This is a genomic window from Micromonospora sp. WMMB235, from assembly GCF_001855515.1.
Taxonomy (GTDB): Bacteria; Actinomycetota; Actinomycetes; order Mycobacteriales; family Micromonosporaceae; genus Micromonospora; species Micromonospora aurantiaca.
Genome location: NZ_MDRX01000001.1, coordinates 1,708,585 through 1,720,460 on the forward strand (window position 1 = coordinate 1,708,585; position 11,876 = coordinate 1,720,460).

At 71.2% G+C, this 11,876-nt stretch carries 9 protein-coding genes; 2 read left to right on the forward strand and 7 right to left on the reverse strand.

The window, feature by feature from the left end; all coding sequences use genetic code 11:
* The first annotated feature begins 96 nt into the window (after positions 1–96).
* Complete coding sequence (locus BFV98_RS07410) at positions 97–762, forward strand: TetR/AcrR family transcriptional regulator (RefSeq protein WP_047890671.1); 666 nt, start codon at positions 97–99, stop codon at positions 760–762.
* A 44-nt stretch (positions 763–806) separates the two neighbouring features.
* On the opposite strand, the gene BFV98_RS07415 is transcribed toward BFV98_RS07410, so the two are convergent.
* From BFV98_RS07415 to BFV98_RS07445, 7 genes are all read right to left on the reverse strand, one after another.
* Positions 807–2,468 carry an RICIN domain-containing protein gene (locus BFV98_RS07415; protein WP_071095585.1) on the reverse strand — a complete coding sequence of 554 codons (1,662 nt, stop codon included), beginning with the start codon at positions 2,466–2,468 and terminating at the stop codon, positions 807–809.
* Between the two features lie 56 nt (positions 2,469–2,524).
* A complete protein-coding gene (locus tag BFV98_RS07420; RefSeq protein ID WP_071095587.1) occupies positions 2,525–4,036 on the reverse strand; it encodes a family 43 glycosylhydrolase in 1,512 nt (503 codons plus the stop codon).
* A 23-nt stretch (positions 4,037–4,059) separates the two neighbouring features.
* Complete coding sequence (locus tag BFV98_RS07425) at positions 4,060–5,529, reverse strand: family 43 glycosylhydrolase (RefSeq protein WP_071095589.1); 1,470 nt, start codon at positions 5,527–5,529, stop codon at positions 4,060–4,062.
* 250 nt (positions 5,530–5,779) lie between these two features.
* Complete coding sequence (locus tag BFV98_RS07430) at positions 5,780–6,232, reverse strand: OsmC family protein (RefSeq protein ID WP_071095592.1); 453 nt, start codon at positions 6,230–6,232, stop codon at positions 5,780–5,782.
* The gene (locus tag BFV98_RS07435; RefSeq protein ID WP_071095594.1) at positions 6,225–7,040 is read right to left on the reverse strand and encodes a TIGR02452 family protein; all 816 of its coding nucleotides are present in this window, start codon (positions 7,038–7,040) and stop codon (positions 6,225–6,227) included. The genes BFV98_RS07430 and BFV98_RS07435 overlap by 8 nt, the downstream gene beginning before the upstream one ends.
* Before the next feature lie 131 nt (positions 7,041–7,171).
* Complete coding sequence (locus tag BFV98_RS07440; protein WP_071095596.1) at positions 7,172–8,869, reverse strand: GMC oxidoreductase; 1,698 nt, start codon at positions 8,867–8,869, stop codon at positions 7,172–7,174.
* Between the two features lie 43 nt (positions 8,870–8,912).
* Positions 8,913–10,193, reverse strand: coding sequence for an AarF/ABC1/UbiB kinase family protein (locus tag BFV98_RS07445; protein WP_255368056.1), 1,281 nt, complete (start codon positions 10,191–10,193; stop codon positions 8,913–8,915).
* Positions 10,194–10,658: 465 nt separating this feature from the next.
* On the opposite strand from BFV98_RS07445, the gene BFV98_RS07450 reads away from it, so the two are divergent.
* A complete protein-coding gene (locus BFV98_RS07450) occupies positions 10,659–11,867 on the forward strand; it encodes a HEAT repeat domain-containing protein (protein ID WP_013285685.1) in 1,209 nt (402 codons plus the stop codon).
* Positions 11,868–11,876 lie beyond the last annotated feature (9 nt).

Consider the following 11,876-nt stretch of genomic DNA (forward strand, 5'->3'; position numbering starts at 1 on the left):
CCACCTAAAGTACCGGAAGTATCTTGTGCCGTAGACGCTAAGGTACCTCCGGTACGTTGTCAACGTACCGGAGGTACTCAAGTTAGGCTGGCGGGCGTGACTTTCCAGCGGGCCCGGACCGAGGAGCAGCGGGAGATCCGCCGGCGGGCGATCCTCGACGTGGCGTCGGCGATGCTCGACGAGATGCCTGTCGCCGCCGTCACGCTGAACGAGCTGAGCCGCCGGGTCGGCCTGGCGAAGCCGAACGTGCTGCGCTACTTCGAGTCCCGCGAGGCGGTGCTGCTGGAGCTGCTGGACCGCTACCTGCGGGAGTGGCTGACGGAGCTGGCCGACGAGCTGGCCGACGGCGTCGACGCGAACCTGCCGATGGCCGAGCGGGCGACCGCCGTGGCCGGGGTCGTCAGCCGCTCGCTCGCCCGCCGATCGGTGATGTGCGACCTCTTCGGGGCACAGGGCAGCGTCCTGGAGCACAACGTCTCCGTCGAGGTCGTGGCCCGCTACAAGCGCGCCTCCCTGGACCGCCTGGCGACCATGACCGACCTGATGCGGAAATACCTGCCGGAGCTGGGCGGGAACGCGATGCTGTTCAGCCTCCAGACCATGGTTCTGGCGGGAGCGCTGTCGGCGTACAGCACACCGCCGCCGAGCCTCGCGGCGGCCTACCGGGCCGAGCCCGAACTGGCCCGCCTGCACCTGGAGATGGCGGACTCGCTGACGATGGCCCTGACCGCGACCCTGCTGGGCGTGCTGCCCCGGGCCTGACCGGCTGCCCCGCGCGCCACCGGCGCTGCGGGGCAGCCGGACCGTCAGCACCAGGTCAGCGTCGAGTTGACCCGCGTGACGTTGCTGATCGTGTTGTTCGCCCCGCCGCACGGGCTCTGGGTGATGTTCGTGTTGGTGACCGTCAGGTTCTGGAAGCGGATGCCGGAGGAGATCGGGAACTCGGTCCGCGAGGCGATCCGCACCTCGCCGCCGCCCGTCACCGTCCCGGACACCCCGGCGATCGTGACGTTGTAGCAGTTCTCCACGAGGATCGAGTTGTTTCCGGTGTTCGAGATCGTCACCCGGTCGATGACCGCGCCGCCGGACTCCGACACGCAGAAGACCCCCCGGCCACCGCCGGACGCGATCACGGTGCCGACCCGGATGTTCGTCGGGTACGAGCTGCCGACCCGGCCGTTGCGGTTGGCCATCCGGAACGCCGCGTACCCGGTTCCGGTGCCGGCGCCCTGCGCGTCGACGGTGCCGACTGTGGCGTTGATCGTGTCGTTGAGCAGCAGGCCGGAGTAGCCGGTGTTGCGCGCGGTGACGGTGCCGATCGTCAGGCCGTCCACGCCGTACGTCTCCACGCCGTGCGCGCCGGTCCCCGACACGTACACGGTGTCGATCCGCACGTTGCGCACCTTGACCGCCCGGTCGCCGCCGTGGTTGTCGATCCGCACCCCCAGGCCGCCGGACAGCCGCATGTCGATCTGGCCGAGCGTCAGGTTGTTCACGTTGCGCATGAAGATCCCGTACAGCGGCGCCCCGGTGAGGGTCAGGTTCTGCACCTCGACGTCGGTGGTCCCGCGCGAGTACACGGGCGCATAGTCACCCGACCCCGAGCCGGTCACGTTGATCGTGCCGCAGACCGCGAGCGTCGTGTACGACGGCAGCGACAACCGCGACCCCGCGCTCATCGACCCGGAGCCGCGCACCACCACCCGCTGCTTCGCGGTCCGTCCCGCCGGCAGGGAGTTCACCGCTGCCTGCATCGCGGCGAGCATGTCCCCGCCCGAGTACACGGTCGACGATCCGTTGCGCGCCGTCCAGGTGCCGCCGTTCAGCACGGCCTCGGCCTGGTAGGAGCCGCTGCCGCACCCGGTGGACGGCGGCGGCGTGGTCGGCGTGCCGCCGGTGCCCACCCGGACCATCTGCCACTGCTGGTTGGTGCCGTTGAGATCGGCGTACTGGCTGACCCGGGCGCCGTCGGCGGTCGACCTCTCCCAGACCTCCAGTGCCTTGCCGGAGTGCCTGTTTATCAACCGGATGTAGCCGCCGTCCGAGTCGCGCACCTGGAACTGCTGGTTGGCGGCGTTGAGGTCGGGCCACTGCCGGTACTCCGCGCCGTCCGCGACGTTCCACTCCCACAGGTCGACCACCTTGCCGCTGTGCCGGGCACGGAGGCGGTAGTAGCCGCTGCCGGAGGAGACGAACTGGAACTGCTGCCACTCGCCGTCGTTGCGGGACCACTGCTGGATCGCCGCGCCGTCGCTGGTCGAGGTGTCCCGGACGTCGAGGGCCTTGCCGCTGTTGCGGTTGACGAGCACGTACCAGGCGCTGGTGTCGATGGTGGCCGCCTGCGCCGACGGCGCGGCCACCACTGCCACGCCGATCGCGGCGGCCAGCGCCGCCACCAGGGTCAGCGCCAGGCCGGCGCGCCGGCCCCGGCGGGCGCCGGGCGGCGACGTCACTGCGGGGTTGAGCATCGTTCGACCTCCGAGAAAGGGGTACGCCGAGTCCGGCGCAGCGGTTGTCGGGGCGCCTACTCCAGGTGGAACGTGGCCGCGGCCCGGTCCGCGCCCGTACCCACCGTTTCGAGCTGGAGCAGTCCGTCCCGGTGGCGGACGTACCGGCCGGGGTAGTTCTGCGATTCCAGGGAGAGCCCTTCGGTCGTGGCCAGGCCCGGTCGGCGCTGGAAGCTCGCGTCGCCGTCGAACAGGGCCGAGCCGTCGTCGCGTTCGACGTAGAGAGCGAAGGCCCGGTGCCGCAGGTAGTAACCGGGGAAGTTCGTCGACTCCAGCGACACCGATCCGGCGCCTGCGAGACCGGGGACGAGGCGGAACTGCGAGTCGGCGAGGTTGGTGACGTTCGGTTCGACCCGGGCCCGGTAGTCGTAGTGCCGGACGTAGGCGGCCGGGAGATCGTGCGAGCGCAACCGGACCGGTGTGGCGCCGTCGGGTACGGGGATGCCGAGGTTCGGCGTGCCGTCGGCGTTCCAGTACAGCTTCTGGATCCGGGTCCGCCGGTTCGGGTCGTTGAGCGGATCACCGCTGATGTCCCGGTAGTTGCGGTCGTGGTAGACCAGGATGTCGCTCTGCCCGTCCTCGGAGACGGTGAAGGAGTTGTGGCCGGGGCCGTACTGGCCGGTGGCGGCGTTGCTCGCGAACACCGGGGTCGGGCTCTTGCTCCAGGAGGCGGGGTCGAGCAGGTTCGCGCCGGCCGACGCGGTGAGCATGCCGAGGCAGTAGTTCGCGTCGGTGGCGCTGGCCGAGTACGTGAGGAAGACCCGGCCGTTGCGCTGGATCACAGCCGGTCCTTCGGCGACGCGGTAACCGCGGGTCTCCCAGTCGTACGCCGGCACGACCAGCCGGGCCACCGGGCCGGTGATCTGCCACGGTTCGGCGCCCGTCCGGGCGAGGTAGACGTTGGAGTTGGTGGCGATGCCCGGTTCCTGCTGGGCCCAGGTCAGGTACCGCACCCCGTTCACCACGAACGTCGAGGCGTCCAGGCTGAAGGTGTCCCACGGGGTGGTGATCCGGCCGCGTTCGGTCCACGAGCCGGTCAGCGGGTTCGCGCTCGCGTTCTCCAGCACGTACATCCGGATCCGCCACACGTCGTCGGTCCGCCCGGCGGCGAAGTAGACGTACCACCTGCCGTTCATGAAGTGGATCTCCGGGGCCCAGATGTGGGCGCCCATCTCGCCGCTCGTGTGCCGGCGCCAGATCGTCGTCTCCGTGGCGGTGGTCAGCCCTTGCAGCGTGGTGGCCCGCCGGAGCACGATCCGGTCGTACTGCGGCACCGTCGCGGTCATGTAGTAGTAGCCGTCGGTGTGCCTGACGATATGCGGGTCGGCGCGTTGGTCGACCAGCGGGTTGGCGTAGTTCACCGCGGGCGCCGCCTGCGCGGGGCCGGGCGCGGCGAGACCGGCGGACGCGGTGAGCATCGCGAGCACCGCGGCCAGGATCGGCCGCAGACGACGGCGGGCCGGGTCGGCGGTACGGGCCCGGTCGGCGGCCGTGCGGCGGGCCGGGTGGAGAAGGTGACGAGGCGACATGCGCGCCCTCCCTGGTGGCCGGTTCAGTACACGTAGGGCCAGGCAGCGGCGTCGTAGCCGATGCGGTTAACGCCGAGCAGCGACGCGCCGTTCTCGGCGTAGTAGTGGTAGAAGAGGACGTCGCCGTCGGTGTCGGCGAGGACCGCCTGGTGGCCGGGGCCGTGCACGCTGCCGTGCGAGGCCAGGATCTGCGTGCCGCCCCCGGCGAGCATGTCCCGGCCCGCGCGGTCCACGAACGGCCCGGTGGGGATCGCCGAGCGACCGACCATGATCCGGTACGTGCTGGCGGCGCCCTGGCAGCATCTGTCGAACGAGACGTACAGGTAGTACCAGGCGCCGCGCTTGACCAGGACGGGTGCCTCGATGCCGGGGCCGTAGTTCGCGAGCGCGTACAGGGCGGTGCCGAGCCGGCGTCCGGTGGCCGGGTCGATCGGGATCATCTTGACGCCGGACCAGAACGAGCCGAAGGTGAGCCACCAGCGGCCCTGGTCGTCGACGGTGAGGTTCGGGTCGATGGCGTTGAAGTCGTCGGTGGTCCGCGACTCGACGACCAGCCCCTCGTGGGTCCAGCTCCCGGAGTTCCCGGTGGTGCTGGTGGCCAGGAAGATCGCCGAGCGGTTGGAACCGAACGTGGACGCCGAGTAGTACAGGTGGTAGCGCCCGTCGCGGTACGACAGGTCCGGCGCCCACAGGTTGCGCGCTCCCCCGGTGTACGTGGTGGTCCACGGCGCCCCGCCGGGGAAGACGGCACCCGCGTTGCGGAAGGCGATCCGGTCGGCGGAGGTCTTCAGCGCGATGCCGTCACCGGTGTGCGCGACGAGGTAGGTGCCGTCGGGTCGCTTGACCACAGTCGGGTCGTGGACGCCGATGTCCCCGGTCACCCGGCCGGGCTGCGGGTAGGCGGGCGTCGGGGTGGTGGGTGCCGGGGTCGTGGGCGCCGGTGTGGTAGGTGTGCCGCCGCCCAGCCGGATCAGTTGCCACTGCTGGTTGGCGCCGTCGAGATCGGTGTAGCCGGCCAGCCAGCCACCGTCGGCGGTCGACCACTGCCACACGTCGACGACCTTGTTCCACTGCCGGTTCACGAACCGCACGAACCCGCCCGCGGAGTCCTGCAACCGGAACTGCTGGGTGGCCGACGAGCGGTCGGTGCTCTGCACGAGCTGGGTGCCGTCGCCGCCGTCCGGCAACTCCAGCACCTTTCCGCTGTGCCGGGACCGCACCTTGTAGAACCCGCCGCCGGCGTCCACGAACTGCCACTGCTGCACCGCGAGGTCGTTGCGCGTCCACTGGTTCACCGGCGCGTTCTCCGCGGTCGACCAGTCGTACAGGTCCATCGCCTTGCCGCTGTGCCGGTTCACGAAGACGTACGACGCGGACGTGTCGACTGTCGCCGCCGACGCCGGCGGCATCCCTGCCACCACCCCCGCGGCGAGGACGGCCGCCGCCGAGACCACGACCGCGGCCGTACGCGTCGTCCGAGCGGTCCCTGTCACCGAAACCTCCTGCGCTCGGCCGCCTCCGGCTCCCGGAAGCACGATCGGGGGCGAAGGATGATGGCGGCGGCGTTACGTCCGGGTTACCGGTCATGTTGTCGATAACATCGATATCTGTCAAGGTCTCGCTGATTTCCGCTCCCGCCCGACGTCACATCACGGCGCACTCGTCTCACAGCGCGGGCGGTTAGTTAGCGCTAACAGAGCTGCTGACAGGGCTCCGGCCGCACGCCGGAGCCGCGTCGCCGGCTTAGCGCGGGTCGGCCGGACCCGGGTCGTTCGCGTCCACGATGGAGACCGGAGTGCCCAGCTCCACAGTGCGGGACACGGTGCAGAGCCGGTCGTGCGACTGCCGCAGCGAACGCGGCAGCACCTCTCGTGCCCGGTCACCGTCCGCGTCGTCCGGGAACGTCACCGCGAACGTGACGGTGAGGTTCTCCATCCGGTTCCCGGCCTCCGGGTCACGGATCTTGTCGCCGCTCACCGTGACGGCGAACCGGGTCGGTTCGGCGCGCCGGCTGGTCACGTGGTCGACGTCCACGGCGGTGCAGCCGCCGAGGGCCGCCAGCAGCAGTTCCACGGGCGTGAAGGTCGCGTCCTCCCCCGTACCCATCGACAGCTCGCCGCCGCGGGCGTTGCGCGCGACGTATCTGCCCACGCTGGTGCGTTCGATCTCCACCGACCGGAAGGTGTCGTCACTCATGCGACGAACCTACCGAAAAGCGTTCCGCGAACGTGCGGTACACCGGTGTGCCCGGCAACCCGTCACGAACGGCGAACACCACGAGGTCGAACCGGTCGACCACCCGGAGCGCGTCGGCGAACGCACCGGCCACCGTCGCCGGGTCGTTCCGGAACACCCCGCACCCCCACGCGCCCAGCACCACTGTCCGATGCCCGTGCGCGGCCGCCACCTCCAGCACCCGCCGGGCGCGCCGGCCCAGCGCCGCCGGCACGTCCGCGGCGTGCTCCGGCTGATTGCGCACCATCGCGCCCAGGTTGGGCGCCGCCGCGGTCAGGAAGGACGTCGTGTACGGCTGGTCGAGCAGGTCGCCCTTGTCGTCCCGGAACACCGGCACGCCCGGCGAGTAGACGACCCGGTCGCTGTACCGCAGATCCCGCTGCGCCCGGTGGAAGGCGTAGAAGTCGGGCGCCGCGAGCAGACACGGGTACAGCGCGGACGCGCGGGCGATGCTCTCCTCCTGCGCCTTCGCGCCGCCCAGGAACCCGCCGCCCGGGTTCTTCGCCGACGCGAACACCAGACACGCCGCGCCGGGCCCGAGCCGGCGGGCCGCCTGCAACGTCGACTCGTGCGTCACCTCCAGGTCGCCGGTGCCGGGCTTCGCGCCGTCGACGTGGAGGACCTCGTCCGGCAGGTGCTCACGGGTGCCGGCGACGGCGGCGCGTACCGCCGCTTCGATCGCGATGTCCTCGCCGGCATTGTTGCGATAGCGTCCGGCTTCGGTGATCGCGACCGTCTGCCCGGCGATCTCGCGGAGACGGCCACTCATCCGGCATACCCGTCGATGTCGTGCATGATCGGCAATCTAGGCAGTCCCTGCCGCGTCGGGCAACAGATTAGTGGCCGCCGCCGGTCGGCTCGCCGGGTCGAGTGCAGCCGGTCCCGACCGCGGACCGAGGGCTACCGCCCCGCCGGCTCCCCCAGCAGCCGGTCCAGGGCCCGGTCGGCCACCGCCGCGATCGTGAGCGCCGGATTTGGACCCACCGGCCCGGGCATCGCCGAGCCGTCGAGCACGTAGAGCCCGGGATGACCGAACACCTGGCCGTGCCCGTCGCACACCCCGTCCCCCCGGTGGCGGCCCATCGGCGCGCCCCCGAGCGGATGGACGGTGACCACCCGGCGCAGCCACCACGCGGGGTTGTCGGTGTAGCGGCCACCCAGGACCTCGGCCACCGCTCGCATCGTGGACCGGACCGCCGCGAAATAGCCGGCGCTGGTCCGGGTCGTCCAGTCCACGTCGAGGTGGTCGCCGCGCAGCCGGAACACGCCGTCCGGCACGTCCCGTCCCATACCGAGGAGCGGCAGCGAGCCGGCGGAGAGCCGGCCGTCGCCGAGCAGCCGGGCCAGTCCCCCGCCCAGACCGCTGCGGGGCGAGCCGGTGAGCCGGGCCGACAGCCAGTCCACAGCGAACCGCAGCCGGCGGGCCGGGGCGCCGGACAGCCGGGACGACTCCGCCAGCCAGTCCACGAACCCGGGATAGCCGCCGTCCTGAAGATAGAAGCCGCGGCCCGGAGAGCCGTCCCCGTCGTGCGCGTCCCCCACCCGGATGGCCGTGGTGATGACGGGCCCGCGGCTGGCCGAGAAGCGGGTGGCGTCGCCGCGACGTGGTGGTCGGATCAGCCCGAGCAGATCACCGTTGCCGCTGAACCGGGTGCCGAGTGCCGGGCCGACGGCGGGCAGCCGGTGCCGGTTCCGCAGCAGCAGGTACGTGGTGCCGTACGTGCCCGCGGCGAGCACCAGACGGTCACAGGTGATCGTCCTGCCCGGCCGGGCGCGGCCGTCGATCCGCCGGTCCTCGTCGGCCGGGTCGTGTACGAGATACCGGACCTCGTACCCGCCGCCGCGCCGGGGGCGGATCGTCCGGACCTCGGCGCGGGTCCGCAGTTCCGCGCCGTGCCACCGGGCCGCCGACAGGTAGGTGTGGTCGAGGGTGTTCTTGGCGCCGTCGTTGCAGCCGATGTCGCACTCTCCGCACAACCGGCAGGTGCGGCGCGGCGCGGCGTGCAGGTTGCCGTACGCCGGCTCGGCGATCAGCGCGGCCGGGACCGGCTCCGCGCCGGGCCCCGGAGCGAAGCTGACCGCGAGCGGCGGGTACTGGTACGCCAGTCCCAGCCGTTCGGCTGCCGTCCTCATCGCCGCCGCCTTGGGCACCGAGCGGTACGGCGGACGGTCGGCCGGGAACCGGCTGGCGCCCAGCATCCGCTCGACCCGGTCGTAGTGCGGGTCCAGGTCGGCCCGGGTCACCGGCCAGTTCTCATGGCCGGCGCCGGGCACCGGATCCTCGGTGACGAACCAGTGCTCGTCCTTGCGCAGCAGGACGTTCGCGTAGATCAGGGAGCCGCCGCCGAGGCCGCTGGCCACCACCGACTCCAGTCCCCGGAAGGTCCACACGTCGAACAGGCCGTACAGCCCTTCGCTCGGATCCCAGAACGCCCGGCCCATCTCCTGCGGCGTACGCGGGAAGCTGCCCGGCGGGTACGGCCGCCCGCGCTCCAGCACCACGGTGCGGCGGCCCGCCTCCGCCAGCCGGTACGCGGCGACCGAGCCGCCGAATCCGGAGCCGACGACCACCGCGTCGACGTGCTCGTGGGTTTCCATGTTCCGGTCTCCTCTCGGAGCGCGTGGATCAGGGGCGCGTGGGTCAGGGGCGCGTGGTCAGGGAGGCCGTCTCCTGGAGTCCGCGGAGCACGTAGGGCACCGCCTCGGCCTGGAAGTCGATGTCCGGCGCCAGTTCGCGCACCGAGCCCTCGAGCACCAGCAGGGCGAGGATCGGGAAGACGAACTGCGGGTCGGCGTACAGGCCGCGGGAGCGCTGGATGGCGAAGAGCGAGGCCGCGAAGGACACCAGGTCGAAGTCCGCGGCCGCGACCGAGCTGTTGCGGGCCACCAGCGCCACCACGTCCTCCCGGAAGCCGTCCCGGTCGTACCCGCCGCCGGGCGCCCGGGCCGTCGACAGCAGGACCTCGGCGCAGCGTCGCCCGTCGTTGCGGCCGAGGTGGTAGAAGAACTCGGCGAAGGTACGGCGCGCGAAGTCGGTCAGACAGCGGACGAAGCCCGCGTCGACGATCACCGCCGTCCCGTCCGCCATCAGGTAGAGGTTTCCCGGATGCAGGTCACAGTGGACGAAGCCGTCCCGGAAGAGCATCTGGTAGGCGGCCCGCAGCCCGTTGAGCACCGCCGTCCGGCGAGCGCCTGTCGGCTGGGCGTCGCGTACCAGCCCGTCCATCCACTCCGTCACCAGAACCGTGCGGCTGGACAGCTCGGGCACGACGGCCGGCACCCGGACATCGGGCAGGGTGTGCAGGTTCTCCCGCAACCGGGTCAGCGACCGGGCCTCGCGGACGAAGTCGAGTTGCTCGTACACGGCCGCCGAGACCTGGTCGACGATCTCCGCCAGCGGAACCCGGCGCAGCGCCGGCAGCCGGCCCACCGCGCGGGCGACGGCGCCGACCAGAGCCAGGTCGAGCCTCATGGTCCGGTCGATTCCCGGCCGCCGCACCTTGACGGCCACCTCGCGGCCGTCCCTGAGCCGTGCGCGGAAGACGCAGGCGATGCTGCCCGCCGCCGTGAGGGTCAGCCCGGACGCCTCCCCGACGACGGAGCCGGTCAACCTCGGCGGCACGGTCCGGACGACCGCAGCGATGTCGGACGGCGGTGACACCCGGTCGTGCAGCCGGGACAGGCTCCGGCAGAGCCGGGGAGGCAGCACGTCGGACCGGGTGCTGAGCACCTGTCCCAGCTTGACGTAAGCCGGGCCGAGCCCTTCGACGGCATCGGTGAGCGTGGCCGCCACCCGCTCCCGCGGGGCGACCCGGCCGGCGCCGCCCGGACCGGTCCGGCGCAACGCGTCGACCAGCAAACGGGCGCCGAGCCGGCCGGTCCAGCCGGCCAGCAGGACGGCGACCGTTCCCGCCCGGACCACGAGTGACAATCGTACGAACATTGATTCCCGCACCGCTTTCTCCCGACCTCGACGACGGGGGGAACAATAGTTCGCAACGACCCCCGACCGGGTTTCTCGAATGCAGGAGAGCAAGACTTCGCAGTTCTCCGGCATTCGCAGTTACGCGTTCTTGCTGCGCTGCGCCGGACGGTTGACGCCGCGCTGCCGCGCTGCCAACCCTGGAGGGGCACCACCGCAGGCGGGGCCATGGCATGTGGAGCAGCGGCCAGCGGAGCCGGCCGCCACCGGGCGGCTTCATGGTTCTTCGCCTGCGGCCCGAATCCTGAACCGGCAATGAGGTCGCGAATGGTTCGCACTCGGTCTGCAGCCGGTGCCCGTATTCGCCATCCGAGGCGGAACCCCCGATGACTGCTCCGCATCGGGATCCGCCGCACGCATAACACAGGCACCGCAATCACCAGAGATGAAAGGGTGATCACGAAAATGACGCTCCAATCCATCGGCCTGTCCACCGGGGGCCGGGACCGCGCGCCGCAGTGGGAGCATTACCTCAAGGGTGACCCGGCGCTGCTGAACAGCGAGTTCGGCGACATCCTGGACCGGGACGCCGTCCGGCTCGACATCCGCACCGACGACCAGGTGGCGTACGAGGCGCTGCACCACCCGGACCCGATGGTTCGCGAGCAGTCGCTGTACCAGGCGATGGACCGCCGGCTGACCGGGACGATCGACCTGATCGCCGAGAGCATCGCCAGCGACGAGAACCGCGAGGTGCGGTGGAACGCGCTGTGGGCGCTGGAGAAGATCGGCGGCCCGCGGGCCCTGCAGGTCATCGAGCGGCACATCGACGACGACGACGCGGACGTCGGCGAGTGGGCGCGGTTGTTCAGCTCCGAGCTGCGCACCGGCGTGCCGGCCTTCGACAACCGGTCGTTCACCTGGGACGGCGACCGGACCTTCGACGAGACGATCCTGCTCAACATCCACTGCGACGTCTACGTCGCCCTGGACGAGACGGGCCGCAACTGGGGCAAGATCTCCCTGTCCCCGCAGGGACTCGCCCGAAGCTACGGGCAGGCGCACGCGTGCCCGAACGTGGACACCCGCAACCAGAAGCTGATCATCAGCAAGACGCTCTCCGGCCTGCACGACGACGGCTCGCCGCACACCGAGAACTTCGTGTTCCGGGGTCTGACGAACCACGCCAACGCCGGTCGGGGCAGCTTCTACTTCGAGTCCCGCGGTCTGCGCCCGGTCTTCCTGTCCGGCCGCGCGGACGACGACAGCCTGGGCCACCGCAACGAGATGGTCGCGGCCAAGCGCAGCGGTGAGTGGACCCTCGACCCGCAGATCCAGATCAAGGGCGAGTCGGCCATCCGCTACGTCCGGGGCCGCGTGCACACCTGGGGTTACGTCAACTTCGACACCATGGCGGGCAGCTCGCTGGAGGAGGTGCTGTTCCCGGGCAACAGCATCCTCGGCACCCTGGACACCCCCACGGGGCCGCTCGCCAACGCGTTCATCGTGGGCACGTTCAAGGGCAAGCTGGTCGACTGGGACGGCGACGGCAAGATCAACGTCAACTCCCTCGACATCTACTCCACGCTCGACGGGGACGTCGACTCCGACCAGGACGGCGTAGCCGACATCCCGGGCGTGCAGTTCTGCCCGCGCACCAACTGGATGAACTGAGCTGATTGG

Excerpts from the sequence above, each read along its gene's own strand:
- BFV98_RS07415 (WP_071095585.1), bottom strand. The coding sequence starts at position 2,468 with ATGCTCAACCCCGCAGTGACGTCGCCGCCCGGCGCCCGCCGGGGCCGG.
- BFV98_RS07420 (WP_071095587.1), bottom strand. The coding sequence starts at position 4,036 with ATGTCGCCTCGTCACCTTCTCCACCCGGCCCGCCGCACGGCCGCCGAC.
- BFV98_RS07430 (WP_071095592.1), bottom strand. The coding sequence starts at position 6,232 with ATGAGTGACGACACCTTCCGGTCGGTGGAGATCGAACGCACCAGCGTG.
- BFV98_RS07435 (WP_071095594.1), bottom strand. The coding sequence starts at position 7,040 with ATGAGTGGCCGTCTCCGCGAGATCGCCGGGCAGACGGTCGCGATCACC.
- BFV98_RS07440 (WP_071095596.1), bottom strand. The coding sequence starts at position 8,869 with ATGGAAACCCACGAGCACGTCGACGCGGTGGTCGTCGGCTCCGGATTC.
- BFV98_RS07450 (WP_013285685.1), top strand. The coding sequence starts at position 10,659 with ATGACGCTCCAATCCATCGGCCTGTCCACCGGGGGCCGGGACCGCGCG.